We start from the raw sequence: 19,991 nt of genomic DNA on the forward strand, positions 1-19,991 counted from the left end.
TTCGCTAAAATTTATATTTCACCCCCAAAGTAATAACTTGTGTCTCATAATAGTTTGTTGATGTTAAATTAAAACCATCCCCAATTATTGATTTTTTTATTCCAAAAGTGTTCAATAAATCTGTGGCAGATAATTTAATTTCTCCCTTGTCCTTTAGAACGTTTTTCTTTAGTCCAAAATCCACCGAATAGCGCTCTTTTACTTTTCCTTGTGGAATAATATTAGGCGCATAATAGACAGTCGATAATTGAAAATCTATTTTATAAGGCAATGTTACATTATTATTCAACTTAAAATTCCAAGTGTTACTTTTACTTTCATCAAAATAGAAAGGTTGTGGGGATGGATAAATACTTGTTCCCGAAAAAGCATTTATTTTATTGGTATACCAGTTAAAACTACCATTGATATCCCAATTATTTGTAACCGTTTGCTCAAGTGTTATCTCAAATCCTAAATTAGAACCTTTACCTAAATTTTGAGGGATTGAATTAATAATGGTACCAGATGTTGTATCGTCATTTGTAAAAATACGTTCAAAAATATCTTCTATTGAACGGTAAAATCCAGCGAGGTAAACAGAGCCCTCCCTCCATTTGGTCTTGTAGGCCAACTCAAAAGTTTGAGTAAATTGAGGTCTTAAATACGGATTACCTGTTTTTAAAATTTCGGGGTCGTCATATTTTGGGAATGGTCGCAATTCAAATTCTCCAGGGCGATCAATTCTACGGTTATAAAAAGCTGAAATTTTATTATTTTTATCTGCTTTTAAGGTTAGCCTAACATTTGGGAAAAATTTAAAATAATTGTAAGCATCATTTTTGGAGTAATAAATGTTGGCCGGGTCAATATCATAATTTATTGTAGTTTGTTCCACTCTAAAACCGCCTTCAATATCTAGCTTTTCCCCTTCATGTATTAAGTTGGCATATAAGGCGTAAACATCTTGGTTATATTCTGACCATTCTCCTAAATTTGGATCTAAAACCGAATTTGTTCCAGGATTTATCTTATAAGAAATAGGGATTTTTCGAATTTCTACTTTTGACCCCAATTCTATTCTACCAGACCTTAATGGTTTAACATAATCTACATTTAAACCTGTGACAATTTCATCTACCAATAAATGTGTTTCGTCTGTTGAATTTCCTGTATCACTTGTATCTGTAAATGGGAATAATTCATCTTCACCTCCTTTGGTATACAAAAGTCCCACATCTAAAGTATGTCCTGCTTGTTTAAAATTATGGGCGAAATTTGCAACGTAATTTATAAAGCGTGTATTTTCATCTTCTGCCCATGACCACAAACGTTTCCTACTGCCATCTAAAATAAAATCATAAGGAACATCACCTCTATCAATATGATATTCATCTTGAAATAGTGAGTACAAAGTTAATTTATTAGTGTCATCAATAAACCAGTCAACGCCTGCTTTTATATTGTACAGTTCTTGCGTTCTATTTTCTAAAAACTGAGACCTAATATTAGGGTTTCCGTTTGAATAAATACGTGTTATAAATTCATTACTATTAACTCTTTTTCTAACAATACCATCTGTCTGCAAAAATAAATTCACATTTTTTGAGTGATAGTTTAGGTTAAAAGATGGGTTTATTTTTGGAGTAAACGCATATTTATCCATGATGTTGGGAAGATTCGCTTTTCTGATATTTAATTCTCCAACACCAAAATTCAACCCTACATTTCCGTTAAACCCATTTTTATTTTCTTTTTTGTAAATAATATTCACAATTCCTGCCAAACCTCTAGAATCATATTTTGCAGATGGGTTGTTAATAATTTCTATTCTTTCAATATTTGAAGCGGGAATATTATCAAGCCCCTTTTGGTTTCCAAAACCGGTAAGACTAGATTGTTTCCCATCAATTAGCACGGTTACTTTATCACTTCCCCTTAGCAATATTTTACCTTCTGTATCTACGGTAACACCAGGCAGGTTTCTCATAGCATCCATGGCAGAACCTCCTGCCTGTGAAATGTTATTTTCAATGTTGAAACTTTTTTTGTCCAGACTTGAACTTACTATGTCTTTTTTTGCTGTAATTACAACCTCGCTTAGGTTTTCTGAAGACTCTTTCAATTCAATTTTCCCAAGGTCAAACGCATTATTTAAACTACCTACCAAAACAGGAATTTCTTTTTCTTTATAACCAATAAATGATATTTTGACTTTATAATCCCCTTCTGTTAAACCTTTTATTGAAAACCTACCGTTTTCACCTGTTATTGAACCCGTTACCGTAGCATCGCTATCGTTGGTTATAAGAATGTTAGCATAAGGAATCGGATTTTTTGTTGATAACTCTATTACTCTCCCTGATATAACGGCATTGCCTTGAGCATAAGATTGAATGGTTAAGATTAACGTAATAGCAAGTGTAAAATAAAATTTCATTATTTATTGTTTTGAATTGAACTCTACAAACATAAATTTCAATTCTGAAAACATTTAGAATGCCGTTTAAAACAAAACAATGAAAGTGTGCTTGTTGGGAAGGGTAAATTGATAAGATATTTTATACCCCAAAGTATCACAAATCTGTTTTACAATTGCCAATCCCAACCCAACACTTTCTATTTGTTGGGATTGTTTATAAAAGCGCTCAAACACCTTATCTTTTTGCAAAGAAATATTTATACCGGTATTTGTAAAACTAAGCGACCTATCTTTTAGAACTATTTTTATTGTACCTCCTTCAATATTATATTTTATGGCATTTCCCATTAAGTTAATAATGAGTGACTGTATCAATTGTTTATTTGACACTATAGACTTTATGTTGGAAATTTCAGAAACAACATGAATCTTTTTTAAATCAATATGCTCTTTAAACATATCATAAATATCATCAATAATATCTGGCACTATTACGGAATCTTTTTTATCAAATTGATTGTTCTCAATTTTAGAGAGCATTAATAAATTCCTGTTCAACTTTGTTAAAAGATTGACATGTTTACTAATTTTATTGATTATTTCAGATTGATTTTCACTTATTTGTTTATCCTGTACTAATAAATCTATTTGATTTTTTATGACTGCCAAAGGGGTTTGTGTTTCATGGGACGCATTTTCGGTAAACTCTTTTTGTGCCCTAAAAATCTGAATATTGTTCTCTGTTAGTTTTTGAAGAGAATCGTTAAGCGTATTAAACTCTTCTATATCTGAAGGCACTGTTTCTATAGGTTGTACACTATCAATCTTGTAAGATTGTAATTTTGAAACAATAAAATAAAAAGGCTTCCATGTTTTTTTTGAGAAGTAATTATTCAACAATAACATTCCCGTTAAGAATATTAGAAAAAGAATAATTTGCACAAAAACAATGCCTTGGATTAAGTCTTCGCTCTCAACCAAATCCTTTCTAATTATAATTTTATACCAATTATTGTTCGCCTCAACTATAGACTTCAACTCTCTATAAGGTTCGACATGTTGCCTTGAAATTTCATAAAAGTTATTATAATAAATGAAATCTTTTGGTAGATGATTTCCTGAAATTTGAGTGATGGAAATACCGGCACCCGTTTTTGATAAAGCTTCAGAAAATCGAACGATGGATATACTATCCATATCTTTCCCTTCAATTCCGTTAATGATATTTTCTTTTTGATAAATTAAAGTATCATCAACATCCGAAATCCATAAATCTTGTACTAGAAAGTAAAATACGGGAACATTTATAAAAAAAATAATGACTGAAAAAACTAGATATAATTTTAAGGTTTTATGTAAGAGTTTCATGACTGTTCTGCTTCAAATTTATAGCCCATCCCATAAATTGTTTTGATGTAACCAATGCACCCAGCCTCTTTGAGTTTTTTCTTCAAATTTTTAATATGTGCATAAATAACATCGAAATTATCAAACATATCGGCATGGTCTCCCATTAAATGTTCTGCAATAGTACTTTTGGTTAAAACCCTTTTGGGTGCCGACATAAAAAACAGAAGAAGTTCATATTCTTTTGGGGACAATCTTTCAACTGGTCTTTTATTAAAAAAAATAGTTTTTTCTATAAGATTAACACTAATCCCTCCCAAATTAAGTAGATTATTTCCGTTAAATTTTCGTCTGCGAACAACTGCCATAATTCGCATTGACAATTCTGCCAAATGAAATGGTTTAACCAGATAATCATCAGCTCCAATTACAAGACCTTTTAATCTATCATCTAGAGAATCTTTGGCCGAAATAATTATTACCCCATCTTGCTTATGGTTCTTTTTTAATGATTCTAAAATAGAAAAACCATTACCATCTGGAAGAGATATATCTAGTAATATACAGTCATATTCATAAAGCTCTATCTTCTCAATAGCCTTTTCAACGGTATATGCAGTTTCACAAATGTAGCCTTCGGCAGAAAGATATTTTTCAATACTTTCAGCTAAATCATAATTATCTTCAATTAAGAGAACTTTCATTTGAAAAATGGTGTTAATTTAAACAGCTGCTCTTTTGAAAAGCTACATTTTATAAAATTTTTATAATCCTCAAAGTTAATGGATTTCTTACTTAAAAAACAAGACTAACGTAATTGATCCTCATGAAATTTCTTGGTTTCCATTATTATTATTATTTTCCGCATAAAGTTTCTTTCTGAGCAATTGCATATCCTCACTAACTTTACGTTCAATTACTCTAGCATATATTTGGGTAGTTGCAATTTTTGAATGGCCAAGTAATTTTGACACTGTTTCTATGGGCACACCATTGCTTAAAGTTATGGTAGTTGCGAAAGTGTGACGAGCTATATGAAAAGTTAGATTCTTTTTGATTTTGCATAAATCCGCAATTTCTTTTAAATATGAGTTGAGCTTTTGATTTGAAATATTAGGGAATAAGGTTTTCGTTTTCTTGGTTTTAATATGGTCTTTATATTTCTCTATTAATTCTTCAGCAATTGGAAGTAATGGAATTTTTACTTTGTTATGTGTTTTTTGTCTATTGGTGATTATCCATTTGCCACCATCAATACCAAACGTAATATTATCTTCGTTGAGGTTCATGACATCAATGTATGATAAACCAGAATAGCAACTAAAAACAAACAAATCCTTAACGAGCTCTAGTCTTTCTATTTCAAATTCTTTTTCGATAATAGATTGCAATTCATCCTCACTTAAAAACTCACGTTCATTTTTGATATACGTTGGTTTGAATTTTATGAAGGGATCTTTATCTATCCATTCCATTTTATAAGCTAATGTTACCATTTTACGAAGTCGTTGAATATGTTTCATAACAGTATTGTTTTCCATTTTCTTCTGATGGTCTTCTGGAACATATGAGCGTAAGAATTTTTCAAAATCCACTAAAAAAAGATATGTTAATTGAGATAAATAGATGTCTTGTATTTTCTTTTTGGTAAGAAATAGTTTGATATACTTTTGAGTCGTGAAATAATTCTTTAAAGTTCCATAACTTAAAGATTCACTCATTTGGGTGTTGTGATAGTCTACTAGCGTTAGCAAAGAGTACTCTTCGTTATCTTCTCCTAAAAAACGAGCTTTTATAGATTGTGCACAGATAAAAGCTTTTTCTTTTACAAGTTCGTCATGAGCTTCGTGAATTCTATTTTTAACCAGGTCTAAATACCTGTTGAGTAGTCTTGATTCTTGTTTGTTCCCTCTTGCTCTTCCTTTATTGGAATCCCATTCAGATACAATTACTTTTCGTTGCAAACTGATATTTGCTCGTTTACCATTAACTGTTATTCTAGCATAAACAGAAACTTGGTTATTAATTTTACGTGTAGCACTTACCCAAAATGATAACCTAAAGGTGGTTTGTGATTGCATAGTTGTCGTCTTTTTGTTAAACATTCATCGAGACGAAAGTCAAATCAACTATTTCAATTACAGCATTTTAAGCATCTATTCGGTTAACACTTTTTTACTTTGCTAACTGTTAACCGAATTGTTAACCGAATTAAACTATATTAATTCAATTCTTATGATAGTCTAAAAACCATAAAACCTTGTAAATCACACAATTTACAAGGTTTTAGTTTTCTTTGGTATTAATTTTAGTCGGGGTGGCAGGATTCTGAAAAAAAACCCAAACCACTGTATTCCAAAAGTTTATAATCACTATTTTCAACTAGGACACTCTATAGGACATAGCCAATTGAGTTTGAGACATTCACTCATCAAATTTAGTCAAAATACTAGAATTAAGACTACTTCAACTCAATTTTAAGTAAATTATCCATTAAAATTTTATATTTAAAAACATATAAATTATTTTTAGAGCACTGAACTATATCTAATATTGAAAGGCCTCCAATTGAAACCTTCAACATAAAATAGCACAACAAGATGTGTTGTTTTCTAATTCTATGATTGAGGCTTTTAATAAAGTGATGAAACACCAATTTCTGTACCCCAAACATATTAATTCCCTAACTAAGCTTGAAGCAGTACTTAGTCATGCTATCGATACATACAACAATCAACGCCCACAGCTAAACTTAAACGAAAACACGCTTTTGAAGTTTTTAATAACTCTTCTATCGATTTTAGCTCCTACTCTAATAAATTTAAAGCTCAAGGACAGTAGTTAGGATAGCCCAAAACAGAAATACTTACTGTAAACTATGCTTATAAAGCATGAACAATATGGGTATCTGACCACATTCGTCTTTACAAATAATCATTTTCATTAAGGTTACTCCTTATATAAAACAATAACCAACCCATATTTAAAACCTTCCTGATATGGGGGCAGGTTATTTTAAAATGAGTTCGGGAATAACAACGCTAATTAACTTTAAGTCTATACTGCATTTGCTTCATTTATAACTTTAAAAAATGCATTAGCAAATTCCTCTCCATCTTCCTCCAGAAAAATATGTTTATCCATAAATACATTTTCAGGGTCTTTATCAGTATTGGTATAATAGACAGCTTTAATATAACGAATTGCTAAGTCTTTATCTTCTATAGCCCAAGTGCCTTCAATCTTTTTTATTGCTCTCTCAAAGGTTTCCTTAGGGTTTTTTATAAATATATATAAAGGGCCATTAGGAAAAAGACAATGTTCTAAACTTATTCCATATCTGAAGGAACCCCCCTTCAAGGTAGCTTCATTAAAATCAACTTCCAACATTTTATTCTTTTGCTTAGTTCTAGAATACCTATTTAAACTTATAAAGTTAGAATGGTAAACATCATATCCATCGAAAAAACAAGAATCTAATACTCCTCTAAAATTTACATTACTTAATCAATATTATAGTCTCTATCCGTTTTATGGGACAATCAACTTGAATTTCCAATTCGTTGATTGAAGTTTCCAATTTCGATAATTTTTCTTTATATAATTTATCCATTCACTTATTATCTAGCAGATTATAATTTACTTGGTAACGTTCAAAAATCTGTTTGATCTCGTTTATCAATAACTCCGTATTTTTTACTTTAAGTAGCTTAGTTTGCACATTGAACTCACATCCTGATCCCGGACTTGAATTTAGAATATCGGATGCAATTTCACCAAAACAAAGTAAGTCAGGTACATCTGTATCAAACAGATAAACGTATCTGGTCATCTTCATATATTATATATTAAAAGAGCAGTCTGGGATTGCTTCAAAAATAGTTTGCTATGATTGATACTGAAAAGTCTTTTTGTTATAGGCAAATTCCGATGTAGAATGCCCAATAGATCTATTTCGTTATCCCGAGCGTAGCCCAGTAACCCTTTGCTTACGTCATTGTTAATAATGATATCAACTGTTACATTCGAATAATTTACGTTCTGCATCCACTCTTGCCTTTTACGTTCTGCAATGAGTAACATTTGAGGGGATGAAACAATGTTTACACAACTCATCGGAAGTTCTAATAAGGACAAATAGTTAGCTATTTGTCTAATAGTGAATATTTCTTCTGGCTCCAACATAACTGCCATACAGTAATTACTTATAGAAGTGAATTTTGCTTTTGAAGGGATTACCATAACGGGAATCTCAGTATTGGTGATAATATTCATCGTATTGGAACCAAATAACTTTTCGTCAATCGTATTTGCTCCAGATGTCCCCATAACAACCATGTCAACATATTGACATTCAATTAAATCAGCAATCACATCCAAGAATTCTCCTTTCAAAAAGGAGAATTTAAGATGTATATGCTCTTTATGTAATATGGAGACAAGCTGTTCTAATCTTTCCTGTTCCTTTTTGAATTCTTCTAATTTGCAAATTTCTAGATGTTGATTTGCCGTTTTCATAAATGGATGTACTTGAATATTCTCTGCTTCTCCAGACTCAAAAATAGGTACTATATGGACTATTTGAATTTCAGCTTTTATCTGCTCTCCAAGTGATAATGCATATATAAAAGCATTTTCTGCAACAATAGAAAAGTCCGTAGGGAATAGTATTTTTTTCGTTATTTTCATTTTGTAACTTTTTAAAGTGCTTAATGACATTTTGTTAACTAGTAATATTGTTGTTTTTATTTCCATCAAACTATAAACAAGTGTGTGTCGTTTAAAAATTCAAAGAATAGCCTATATTAAAACTTGGCGAAATATTATTATTAATGTCGTTATACATAAAAATAGCTTCTAATGGTCCAATAAAGGATCTATAACCCGCGGCTAAAGCGACACCCCAAACGGAACTGTTCCCGTGATTCTCATCTATGATAATATTAGATTTAATAAAATCGTATTTCAGAAAGCTTGATGTAGCTGTTACAACAAGTTTTTTGGTAACGGAATAATGTAATCCTACTTGTGGAGCAATCACGCTTGAGCTAAAAATGGAATTAGTACGAAAACCAGGAAATAAGATCTGATTCCGTATTACCAAATCGTTGCCTCCGACAATAAAATCGTTGAGAAAAGGTTGCTTATTTCCAAAATGCATACCCGAATGTAATTTAAAAAATAGGGAATGTTTATTAACAGGCAAATAGTGAGCTGAATAATATTTTATGGAATAATATGCTTTTTTACTGAATAAGGGAGAAGATTGTGGCGTTGCTGAATTCCCATCATCATACTTAAAATCAGGGTGTTGATTATAGTTTACGCCGGCTTCAAAGTCAATAATATTACCACTGTTTGGATAGGAAGGACTATTTAAGTTATTAAAATGCAAATCAACGAATCCGGTAAGGAAATTAATTTTCCCATAAACCCTTGGGAATGTTTCTATCTCGGGTGAATATTTTAGATATTCATACCGAGAACCTATTCCTGCCGTAAAATTGCCCGTAATAAGCTTGTTGGCTTTTACCTCAAATGAAAAATGTTTTTGATTATATAGACCTGATTTTTTAAGATTCTCATTATATACGGATATGTCTGTATATTCTGCTTTTACAGTAGATTCCAGATACCAGTTTCTTTTGTTATTAAAGAAATAATGATTGCGGATATTAAACTGTGGATTTTCACCAATCGCAATTTCAGCAGAGGTTTCAGAAAATGGATTAGAATACCCCAATACCGTATAACCAAGTATCAATGCAATCCCTCGCTCTGAATTATAATTCAACCCCGTTTTAATAAGATTCTGAGGTTCCTTTTCAAAATTAATATTTACCGTTATACTGTCACTTTCATTGTTTGGTACAACCTCATAATTTATTTTTCTGAAATTCCCCGACCCAAAAACTTCCCTGATCTTATCGGAGAATACATCCGAAGAATAACTTTTATTATCTTCAAAACCCATCATATTCATAAAAAAATCGGCTTCTCTTTCACTGAGTCCGTTGGCATGAAATTTTGAAACAAACAATTCATTTGTCATTTTACGCTTCTCAATGTGTACGGGTTCTTTGCCATATATTGCATCAAGAGAATCCTTCAATTGCTTCAATTGCGGATACATTTCCTTTCCTCTCTTTATTCCTAGAGTAATGATCTCATTTGAGGATGAAAAACTAGAGGCCTTGTATTTTTCAATAGGATAATCAACAAAAATATCAGTAGATTTTACTTGTTGCTGAAAATCTTTATTCTCCTTATAGAATGCAAGTTGTGAAATCATTTGAAATGGATTATCGATATCTTTTCTTTGCAATAAAATACCCGAAACAGAGCTGCCTATAACAAAATCTGCGCCCATATCCTTGACTTCTGACACCGGAAAATTCATCGCGATACCGCCGTCAATAAGTGTTTTTTTATCAATTTCGACAGGTGTAAAAGCAACGGGAATTGCCATACTTGCACGAATAGCTTTAACGATATTACCATTTTTAAGAACCACAGCATCTCCATTCTCAATGTCTGCCGCAACACAGCGAAATCCTTTTTGGAATTTACTAAAATCGGAGGTTGTCAGGTAAGGAAAAAACAATTCGTTGAGCGTCAACCAAAGTTCATTTGATTCCAAAGCTCCTTTTCGGAAAGATATTTTCCCATCTATCAAAGGGATTTCAAGATATTTTCCCATGTTATTTTTCTTTGGGAGTATCAGCAAATCATAAGATGATCTATTTGTGAGTATTTTATCCCAATCTATTTTGTGCGCAATGTCCTCTATTTCTTTTCCGCTATAACCTACAGCATAAAGTCCGCCAACAATAGCGCCCATACTCGTTCCGGTAACATAATCCACTTTAATTCCGGCAGAATCAATAGCCTGTAACAATCCTATATGAGCAAGCCCTTTGGCGCCGCCACCGCTCAGGGAAAGCCCAATTTTGGGACGTTCTTTTTCTTGGGAAAAAGCAATAGTACCAACGAGGCATAAAAGAAATAGGAAATAGTTTTTCATTCGTAAAAGTTTAGTCGATAGCTTATTTTTGCGTATTCCTACTTATTGCAGGTGCCACATTTTTTTTATATAAATCTTTAAACAGGCTTTTTATTTGTATAAAAACCTGATGTTTTTTTCTCTGATATAATTGTTTGTGAGCAAATGAAAAAACATCGAACTCAGCCATTTCTGCATATTTTGAGATAAGAATTGAATATTGATCAAAAGGCAGAAAGAGCCGATTCAAATTCTTAATTCTTCTTTTTTTAGTTGGCTTTTCAAACTTTAATCGATTGATATCAACCAGGCTGAAATCAAAATTCCCTTTATGGTCATCTATCGTTAATATATTAGATGTGTGTAGATCATAATGAAATACTTCTTTTTTATGAAGACGAAATAAAAACGCTCCCATAGCTTCTAAAAATGGCACATCAGGACTATCGGTTAAGTATTTATCGGCGGTTTCATGTTCCAAAAAACAGCTTATAAAATAAGAATTCTTTAAATATAATACAGAACTCTCATCTATATAAGCAACAGGAAAAGGTGTGCCTATTTTAAGTTCCAATAATTTAAGGGCATTTTCATACGAGCGTCTGGCTTTAGATTTTCTAAAAAATTTGTAAATAATTCTATTAGCTATGGTAATCTTTTTAAAAGATTTTACAACAAATTTATACTTTCCGTATTCAAAAATCTTAATTTCATTTCTATGGTTTTGAATAATATCTCCTTGCGTAGTAAAATTGTCAATAGTATCTGTAATAAATCCATTTAGATGTAAGTAATCTAAATGGATTTTCATCTTTCTCTTCATTTCTCATCAATTTTTCCATTATTAAATTTATAACAGCATCTTCTTTGTGATAAAATCATAAAATTTATCTCCCCGTTGTCTGAAGATAATGTGTTAGGTCAACTTGTATTCATTATGCAGTTCTTCGATTTTTTCTTTAAGTTCTTTTAGTAATTTTTCGCGAAAAGCTTTTCAGTTTCTTTAGCCGAAAAAGTCTTACCATTCTTAGATGGCCTATAGAAATAAAGGCAAGAACTTACCGTTTTAGACTTGCTTAAAAATGCAATCATAGCTTTAAGATATTAAAGCTATGATCAACCAATTCTTTAGTTTTTAAAATAAGTAATCCCTTCCCGCTACACAAATGAGCTTCAATCTCTACCTGATTGGCGGACAGATGTGACTACTAGGAAATCCATCTCACTCTCAATAGTGACTTTCATTCCTAACGTTAATTACTATTGGATACTCATTCCTCCATCAATGATTTGCTCTGTCCCTGTTAGGTAGGAAGATTCATCAGATGCCAGAAATACAACCAGATTGCTTACCTCCGAAGTCTCAGCTAATCGACCCAATGGAATAAATTGTGTTGCACTTCCTCCGCCTTCGTCGGTAGCATCAGCCATCATTGGAGTTTTAATGAATCCTGGATGAACGGAATTTGCACGTATATTTTTATTTGCAAATTCAACCGCAACTGCCTTTGTCATTCCTCTAACAGCAAATTTGCTTCCCATATAAGCCAAACTCGGATAACCATAAATGGCCACTATACCTGCAATGGATGAGATATTAACGATAGAACCAATACCAGCCTTTATCATAGATGGCAAAGTATATTTCATGCCATAATAAACGCTGTCTTGATTAACTTCGATTACTTTTTGATACTGCTCTTCATCCAGTTCTATCGCATTGGCTATAGGTCCCAAAATACCAGCATTATTTACCAAAACATTCACCGGTCCAAACTTAAGTTCAGCTTGTTCAATAACATTTTTCCAGTCTTCAACTTTGCTTACATCTTGTTTTATAAACAGCGAATTGTCTAACCCTAATTCCTCAGCAATAGCATTGCCACGCGCTTCGTTAAGGTCTGTCAATACGACTTTTGCTCCCTCAGCAACAAATGCTCTTGCATGAGATTCTCCCATTCCTTGCGATGCTCCTGTAATTATTGCAATTTTTCCTTTTAAACGTTCCATGATATTGTTTTTTTAATTAATTATTATATGAAATTATTTATATGCTTTTTTTCTAAGAACTTTTTCCTTAATCAGAAAACTTATACCCTTTAGTTGAATCTCCTCTTATTGCCTTTCTGAACAAGATCAATCTTCTATAATTGAATTGTCCGTAATGGTGTGTTAGTACAAAAGTGAGTATCGGAATAATAACCCAGCACAAAGATCCTAAGACGATTTTCAAAGAGGCTAGCATTGCATTGATCTGGACTGTTCCATATATGCTCATTCCATTTGTAAAATCTCCCAGATCTAAGTACATCGAAATATCGTTTAAGCTCTGCCATTGGCTCTGATAAGTTGCCCAACCAATGATAGCTCCACCAAAAGCGGTTGCGACAAAAGTCCGAACCATAAGTAGAATACCGATAATACCAAGCAAATCGTTCATCTCTAGATTTAACGAGGCATAAAACCAGATTCCGATAAAGAGGATACCCATTCCCAGACCTTTCAACACCATTGGAATGTATAGGTATTCTATGTTCATCTGTGGTTGGATAAGTAGATACAGCATTAGGGTATGCAGAAAGAATGCAACAAAACCCGAGGCCAAAAAGTACCTTAAATTCCACTTGTTTTTAAAACTATAAAATGCATAAACTCCAGCAATCACGATACCGGGGAGCATCCACAGATTCAATTTTGAATTTATGAGGTTGTTATAACCTAAAACCCCCACTGTATATTGAATAAAAATGCTTGAGCTAGCCAAAAAAACACCTAAAATCATAAGTAGAATCAGACTGTGCCAGATGTTTACTCTTTTTACGATAAAATCAAATTTTATCAATTTCCGCTTACGTGTTTTTTGCCTTAAAATTGTTGCTAGTAGAAAGAGTATCCCCATTAGCAAGGAACCCATAATCAAAGGTGAACTGAACCAGCCTTGCTGACGCATAAAGGTAAGCCCTACATTAAAGGCCATGGCAGAAACAGCCAACAGCCCCAGAGATAGCCAGTCAATCTGATATAAGGGCATTTTAAAACAAAAACGCTGATTGTGCTGGAAGATTAATGACAGGGCAGCAATCACAAGCATCAATATGGACATGATGAAATAAGGAGCCTGCCAATTACTGTTAAAAATAAGGTCGGACATTAAATAAGATGATAATTGCCCGATGCATATCGACAAAGGGTAAAATATCGCGTAGAATCTTCCCTTGTCCCCCGAAGGCGATAGGATAAACATTACGGGCAATATCATCTCAATAATGGGAAACATTTTAAAGAAGCCTATAAAAAAGCTCCCTGCAACTACGACCAAGGGATTGTCCGTCACTCCAATCATATAAGATAGAAATGCCAATACAATGGCAGAACCTGCAATTATTTCTTTTGAACGGAAATACATCTTTATACGTAAGGCAATTGTAACAGCGATTGCCATACCGATAGTGGTAGCGTTGTTTGCCAGCGAAATGTATTCCGAATAGGTTGCCAAGGCACCTGCTATATCCGTCGTATTACTACTATAAACCCCCATCACCGCCAATAACGGAAACAGAAAAATAATAATGAGCAGTAGCATCAGCGGTTTAGGAACCCAATCTGCAAACGGACCTTTATTGTACATAGTTTTGCTATTTTAGGGTTACTTCAACGTTCATTCCTACTCGTAGTGATTTCAAATCATCAGCCTTATTATTGTCTGTAAACTCAATTCGTACAGGTATTCGCTGTTGTACTTTTACAAAATTCCCCGTTGAATTATCCACAGGAATAGCTGCATATCTAGCGCCTGTAGCTCCTGATACAGCAGTTACTCTTCCTTCAAATTCTTGTCCTCCCAAAGCATCAACTTTTATCCTCACCAAACCATCGATTACAACATTCTTCATTTGTTTTTCACGATAATTGGCGGTAACCCAGATACTGTTGATATCCACAATTGTTGCAACCTGCTGACTGGAATTCAGTAATTGACCGATATTGATGCTCCTTCTACCCATTATCCCATCATGTGGCGCAGTGATTACCGTATAGGAAAGATTTAGCTTTGCCATGGCAAGCGCATTTTCGGCACGTTGTATTTCAGCATCGTTCATTCCTATTCGAGATTGAACTTCATTGGCAGTCAACTCACTGGTTCCCTTTGTATTTCGCATAGCGTGATATTGGGAAGTAATGGCTTCTAGCTGAGCCTTACTGGCATCGTATTCCGTTTTTACCTGATCAAATTGCTGGCGTGTAATGGCTTCATCTATCAACAAATTTTTAAATCGCTCATAATTCTGTTCTGCATTCCACAACCTTGCCTTTGCCGATTCCATATTCGCTTCGGCGGCCGTCACGTTTGACTGTGCGGTACTAATATTATTAAATGCTGTTTTTGAAGCATTCGCTGTAACATTTCTTGATGCTAAAGCTGCGAGATAGACCGACTCAGCTTGTCCCAACTGTGTCTGTATTTCTCGGTCATCCAGAATAACGAGCGTATCCCCTTTTTTAACGTATTGATGTTCTACGAACCTTATTTCTTTTATATATGCCGAAACGCGTGTGTTTACTGGATTGATAAAAGACTCTATTTGGGCAGCATTGGTGTAACGATTATTTCCGATATTGAAATAGGACTTTATTACCCAATATAAACCCACCAAGACCAATACCAATACAATCATACTGATAACCCTTCCTTTAACTCCCTTATTTCCTTTGTTTGGTTTTTTTGAGTTCTTTGCTATCTTCTCGGTTTGTTGTTGTTCTGTTTTATCTTGTGACATGACTTATAATTTCTAAATAGGTTAAAAAAAAAACAAATAAGAGAACTACAGCTTCCCGCTCTCTTTTAATAGTCTGTAGTAGGCGAAAACAATGTTTATTTCAGAGTTTGTATGTTGTAACTCTGCATCTAACTTCGCATTACTTGCATCTATCATATCCAACAAAATTGCCAGTTGGTTATTGTATTTGCTTTCCATTATCCGATAATTTTCATCCGCTAATTCTCGATTCTTTTCAATGGTTTTATTTTGAGTAATCGCTTCATTGTATTTGACATAAGCCGTATTTATTCCAATCCCTACCATTTGCTCCACTTCTTTTGCTTGGGCTTTTGCTCTTTCCGTTTCGTAATTGTTTAGCTGTATTTTTTTAGAAGTTTTGTATAATGATCCGATATTAAAATTAAGTGACAAGCCCACATTCCATCCATGGGAGTACATATCCAAAACGGGCGATGTAGTAGTAATAGGCCGTTGCAACGTATTTCCTGCAAAAGCGACCAAAGCCGGCATCCGTTCTGTTTTGGTTATCTTTTCGGAAGTTTCAAAAATTTCTACTGCCTTTTGGGTCCGTAAAACGGAGGGGTGGTTTTGCGCATCGTTCTGATACCTCTCCAAGAGAAGGATTTCTGGGTGTTCGCTTGAAACAGAATCATCGGCTATGATTTGTGTTTCTTCGGGTAACCCCAAAGCTACCGTTAGCTGCCTGTTTAAAATTTGCATATTATTCTCGATAACCTGTAAAGCGAGATTTAAATTGGATATCTGCAACTCGCCTCGTATTACATCGTTTCGGGTTACCATTCCTTGGTCATAGAAACGGTTGATATTCCGTATGCGTTGTTCTGCGAGTTCTATATTTTCACGATAAACACTTGCCTGATTTTGCAGCTTATATAAGTCCAAATAGTATCCTAAGGCAAGTAGTTTGACATTTTGCTCATTAGAGAGATAACTGAGAGTTGCCAAATCTTCTTGGAGTGATTTTATTTGAATCGTATTACGCACGACATTTCCTTTCCAAATCAATTGCGTAGCTTCTATGGAAAACGTGTTTCCGAAGTGGGGCAGTTCTACTTTTGTAGCATTGGAGAAATCTTTGTCCAGAATAGTACCATCACCAATATATAAGGCGCTTGCATTAAAATTAACATCAGGGAGTCGCATATCTTTGGAGACCTTAACGGCCTGTTCTGCAACCTTAACATCTGTTTTGGAGACGGATAGTGACGGGTTATTTTCGACGACCAGCAAAAAAAGATTCTCAATGGTGATCTTTTTCTGCACGGGTTCTTGGGCATAAACTAAGGAGCCCGAAAAAAATAAACAGAATATCCATAATAGATAACTGAATGGGTTCTTTTTCATTGTATTCTACGCTTTTAAATTGTACGCTGCAAAGCTCAGAAGAATCGTAGCGTTTTAAAAGGTCTGAAAAACAGGAAAAGAGGTCTAAATGGTATGTGTTGAAGCAATATCCTTTCTAAAGCTCCGAGGGCTTAACCCAGTATGTCTCTTGAAAAACTTCCCAAACGCATACTGATCGGAAAAACTCAAGTGATCGGCTATGGTGGAAATATTCAGCCCTGAATTAATCAACATGAGCTTTGCCTCATCTAGAAGCGTATTTGCAATGAGGATACGAGGTGAAGTTCCTGTAACTTCTTTAACACAAATAGACAAGTATTTAATGGATATAAATAGTTTATCCGCATAAAACTTCAATTCTCTTTCTTTGGTGAAATGAGTGGATACAAGATCTATAAAGCTTATGGCAATAGCTTCTTTTCTGGTGTTATGCTCTGTATTCAGTGGGCTACTTTTCATCATGGTATCCACGAACATATAAGCGATTACGGTAAAACTATGAACAACAATTTCCTCGTTAAATTTTGAACAGTTAGGATTTTTTAAATAAAAATATAGCTGCTCGGTGGTGTTCCAAAAGTGGCTGAATGCCTCTTTAGATAGCGAATATGCATCTTTGCTCTGCTCCATATTCATAAGTTGAATAACGGAAAATTTATTAAAACTTACATTGATTCGTTCTTTTAGTACTTCCTGGTTGTACAGAACAAAGTATGCCTTGAGGTGTTCTGAGCAATGAATGAGCTTGTACATTTTCATCGGAGAAAACAAAACTAATGCTGAACTCTGGTAAGTCGTACGTACACTGTTCACTTCAAGCTCAATACTACCCTTTTGGATGAAAACAACGCAAGACTGTGAAGGCCGAATGAGTTCTCCTTCAACTACTTTTTCAACTAAGACTCTTTCATCAAATATTTTAAGCATTTCTAATACCGACTTTTGTGCTATTCTTTCAAAGATAAAGATTTATAAAAGACTTTTTGAACAACATGGATTATTGTATAATAGATAAATTAAACATTTTGTAAGTTGATTTACTATATTATATAATTCTTCATCACTGTTTTTGGGGTTATTACTCCTGTTGTACCAAATGCTGTAAGTTTGGGTCATTCTTGATACGCTCCAATTCCGTTTCAATAATCTGAATAATATCTACTTTTATCTGCTTGTAATTAGACTCTATTTCCTGTTTCATTTGGTCATCACCCTGTTCATCAACAAAGGATAAGATTTGTGGTATTTGTTGATAGGCTTTCGTTTCGGCAGCAACGGCATCATTAGCTACTACAATTTCAGCATGAAATATCTTCTGTTCGATGCGTTCATCAAAGTTATCCGAAACAGCACCTACAAACATACCTTGTGTTAAAGTTGATATTTTAGAAGCAGGAATTAGGCTATCCAACTGAGTAGAAATAGAAGTTGATTTATCGTTGCGATTGATCGTCATACTTTGTCGTTTTTGTAATACTTTTCCGAAACGTTCAGATAGACTTTTAGCGGTTTCGCCAACAACCTGACCTGAGAAAATATTACCGACTGTATTCTGGATAACCTTGGCTTCTTTGTCACCGTAATCCCGTATCAATTGAGAGTAATCCTGAAAGCCCAAACAAACCGCTACCTTATTGCTTCGGGCAGTGGCTATCAGATTATCTAATCCTCTAAAATAGATCGTAGGTAACTCATCGATAATAACCGAACTTTTGAGTTGTCCTTTTTTGTTGATAAGCTTTACAATTCTTGAATTGTATAAGCCTAATGCTGCGGAGTAAATATTTTGACGATCGGGATTGTTTCCAACACACAATATCTTAGGCTCCTTGGGATTATTGATATCCAAAGAGAAATCGTCGCCTGTCATAACCCAGTACAATTGTGGTGATATCATTCTTGACAATGGAATTTTAGCGGATGCAATTTGCCCCTGTAATTGGTCTTGTGCGCCACCTTGCCAGGCATCCATAAACGGAGAAAGATAGTTTTCAAGTTCTGAATAAGAAGTAAGAATTGTAAATACGTCCGAGTACTTTTTATTTAACAACTCAATGGCGTGCGGAAACGTACAATACTTACCGTTATCATAGATTTTCAAATACCAGATAATGGCAGCCAACAGAATAATTGGAGATTCTACAAAGAAATCTCCTTGCTTCTGTATCCACGAACGGTTCAGATTCAACATAATGGTATACGCTGCTTCGTAAGCATCGGATATATCCGTCATGAAATCAGGATTGAGTGGATTGCAACGGTGGCTCTTTCTAGGGTCATCAAAGTTGATGACGTAGAATTTGGGCTGTATTTCGTATTTATCCTTATGTTTCAACAAATGATTATAAGCAATAGTAGATAGGTCGTCAAACTTAAAATCGTAGATATACATCGAAAAACCTTTTTCAATTTGTTGTTTGATATAGTTGTTGACTATCGCATACGATTTACCTGATCCAGGAGTACCTAACACGATCGTTGCCCTGAAAGGATTAACGATATTAATCCAACCATTGTGCTGTTTTTTATTGTACCAAAATTTGGTCGGAAGATTGACAGAATATTCATTTTCCATCAATTTGGTTTCCTGCATAAAACTTTCGTTCTCCATATTGAAAACATCATCCATGAGGTTATTTTTCAGTAGCCTGCTTATCCAAACACCAGCCATCATCAAAGCAATATAACCTAACCCCATAGTGTGGAAGCGTGGCATAAAATGATAGGAGAACAAACTATTGCTGACGCTATTTTGGATCGGCTTGTTCACACAGCTCACCGTATCGATATTAAAGGAGAGTCGATGCGTAAAAAATTAAAAAAATAACACTAAATTTAACCACAAATGAATCGATTTTGAGCACTTAGTTTACTATGCTCAGTTTGACCCGCCGCGCTATGCTCAGTTTGTCCGCCCTATCCACCAATCTACAAGCTAAATCTATTGTGGGAGGATATGGAGGATATGACTCTTTTCAAAATTGTACGTCAGCCGACACTTGTTTGCTTGGTCAAAATTCTAATTGTGGTTGTACCACAGGTCCTGATGAAACGATGACGTGTATGAATTGGGGATGCCCACATTAGTAATTTT

The 19,991-nt window shown here is 34.0% G+C and carries 15 protein-coding genes and 2 pseudogenes; 3 read left to right on the forward strand and 14 right to left on the reverse strand.

Annotation, left to right across the window (positions count from 1 at the left end):
* Positions 1 to 4: 4 nt before the first annotated feature.
* The 4 genes from BWZ22_RS03895 to BWZ22_RS03910 form a co-directional block, all read right to left on the reverse strand.
* A complete protein-coding gene (locus BWZ22_RS03895; protein ID WP_076698127.1) occupies positions 5 to 2,419 on the reverse strand; it encodes a TonB-dependent receptor domain-containing protein in 2,415 nt (804 codons plus the stop codon).
* A gap of 66 nt (positions 2,420 to 2,485) precedes the next feature.
* Positions 2,486 to 3,769, reverse strand: a complete 1,284-nt coding sequence (locus tag BWZ22_RS03900) for a HAMP domain-containing sensor histidine kinase (RefSeq protein ID WP_076698129.1) — start codon at positions 3,767 to 3,769, stop codon at positions 2,486 to 2,488.
* Positions 3,766 to 4,452 carry a response regulator transcription factor gene (locus tag BWZ22_RS03905; protein WP_076698130.1) on the reverse strand — a complete coding sequence of 229 codons (687 nt, stop codon included), beginning with the start codon at positions 4,450 to 4,452 and terminating at the stop codon, positions 3,766 to 3,768. The genes BWZ22_RS03900 and BWZ22_RS03905 overlap by 4 nt, the downstream gene beginning before the upstream one ends.
* Before the next feature lie 120 nt (positions 4,453 to 4,572).
* Positions 4,573 to 5,829 carry a site-specific integrase gene (locus tag BWZ22_RS03910; protein ID WP_076702264.1) on the reverse strand — a complete coding sequence of 419 codons (1,257 nt, stop codon included), beginning with the start codon at positions 5,827 to 5,829 and terminating at the stop codon, positions 4,573 to 4,575.
* Positions 5,830 to 6,392: 563 nt separating this feature from the next.
* Here BWZ22_RS03910 and BWZ22_RS17055 point away from each other — a divergent pair.
* Positions 6,393 to 6,593, forward strand: a complete 201-nt coding sequence (locus BWZ22_RS17055) for a hypothetical protein (RefSeq protein WP_371326821.1) — start codon at positions 6,393 to 6,395, stop codon at positions 6,591 to 6,593.
* Between the two features lie 212 nt (positions 6,594 to 6,805).
* Here the strand turns inward: BWZ22_RS17055 and BWZ22_RS03920 are convergent, their stop codons facing one another.
* The 10 genes and pseudogenes from BWZ22_RS03920 to mobC all read right to left on the reverse strand — a co-directional run.
* A complete protein-coding gene (locus tag BWZ22_RS03920; RefSeq protein ID WP_076698133.1) occupies positions 6,806 to 7,138 on the reverse strand; it encodes a hypothetical protein in 333 nt (110 codons plus the stop codon).
* A 444-nt stretch (positions 7,139 to 7,582) separates the two neighbouring features.
* Positions 7,583 to 8,437: a universal stress protein gene (locus BWZ22_RS03935; RefSeq protein ID WP_198027643.1), complete on the reverse strand. Its 855-nt coding sequence runs from the start codon at positions 8,435 to 8,437 to the stop codon at positions 7,583 to 7,585.
* A gap of 91 nt (positions 8,438 to 8,528) precedes the next feature.
* A complete protein-coding gene (locus tag BWZ22_RS03940) occupies positions 8,529 to 10,772 on the reverse strand; it encodes a patatin-like phospholipase family protein (RefSeq protein WP_076698138.1) in 2,244 nt (747 codons plus the stop codon).
* A gap of 22 nt (positions 10,773 to 10,794) precedes the next feature.
* Complete coding sequence (locus tag BWZ22_RS03945; protein ID WP_076698139.1) at positions 10,795 to 11,574, reverse strand: lipopolysaccharide kinase InaA family protein; 780 nt, start codon at positions 11,572 to 11,574, stop codon at positions 10,795 to 10,797.
* Between the two features lie 437 nt (positions 11,575 to 12,011).
* Entirely contained in the window at positions 12,012 to 12,761 is a 750-nt protein-coding gene (locus BWZ22_RS03950; protein WP_076698141.1) for an SDR family NAD(P)-dependent oxidoreductase, read from the reverse strand.
* Positions 12,762 to 12,828: 67 nt separating this feature from the next.
* Entirely contained in the window at positions 12,829 to 14,379 is a 1,551-nt protein-coding gene (locus BWZ22_RS03955; RefSeq protein WP_076698142.1) for a hypothetical protein, read from the reverse strand.
* Between the two features lie 7 nt (positions 14,380 to 14,386).
* Positions 14,387 to 15,529 carry an HlyD family secretion protein gene (locus BWZ22_RS03960; protein WP_076698144.1) on the reverse strand — a complete coding sequence of 381 codons (1,143 nt, stop codon included), beginning with the start codon at positions 15,527 to 15,529 and terminating at the stop codon, positions 14,387 to 14,389.
* Positions 15,530 to 15,574: 45 nt separating this feature from the next.
* Complete coding sequence (locus BWZ22_RS03965; RefSeq protein ID WP_076698145.1) at positions 15,575 to 16,897, reverse strand: TolC family protein; 1,323 nt, start codon at positions 16,895 to 16,897, stop codon at positions 15,575 to 15,577.
* An 84-nt stretch (positions 16,898 to 16,981) separates the two neighbouring features.
* Positions 16,982 to 17,824, reverse strand: a complete 843-nt coding sequence (locus BWZ22_RS03970; RefSeq protein ID WP_076698147.1) for an AraC family transcriptional regulator — start codon at positions 17,822 to 17,824, stop codon at positions 16,982 to 16,984.
* A 151-nt stretch (positions 17,825 to 17,975) separates the two neighbouring features.
* A pseudogene (mobC, locus tag BWZ22_RS03975) lies at positions 17,976 to 19,598 on the reverse strand (conjugal transfer protein MobC); the annotation flags it as partial.
* Between mobC and BWZ22_RS03980 the strand changes: the two are divergent.
* Together BWZ22_RS03980 and BWZ22_RS16575 are read left to right on the forward strand one after the other, a co-directional pair.
* Positions 19,599 to 19,724, forward strand: a pseudogene (locus tag BWZ22_RS03980) (ATP-binding protein); the annotation flags it as partial.
* A gap of 71 nt (positions 19,725 to 19,795) precedes the next feature.
* Positions 19,796 to 19,984, forward strand: a complete 189-nt coding sequence (locus BWZ22_RS16575; RefSeq protein WP_157607902.1) for a hypothetical protein — start codon at positions 19,796 to 19,798, stop codon at positions 19,982 to 19,984.
* Positions 19,985 to 19,991: the final 7 nt, after the last annotated feature.

It is taken from the genome of Seonamhaeicola sp. S2-3 (assembly GCF_001971785.1).
Taxonomy (GTDB): Bacteria; Bacteroidota; Bacteroidia; order Flavobacteriales; family Flavobacteriaceae; genus Seonamhaeicola.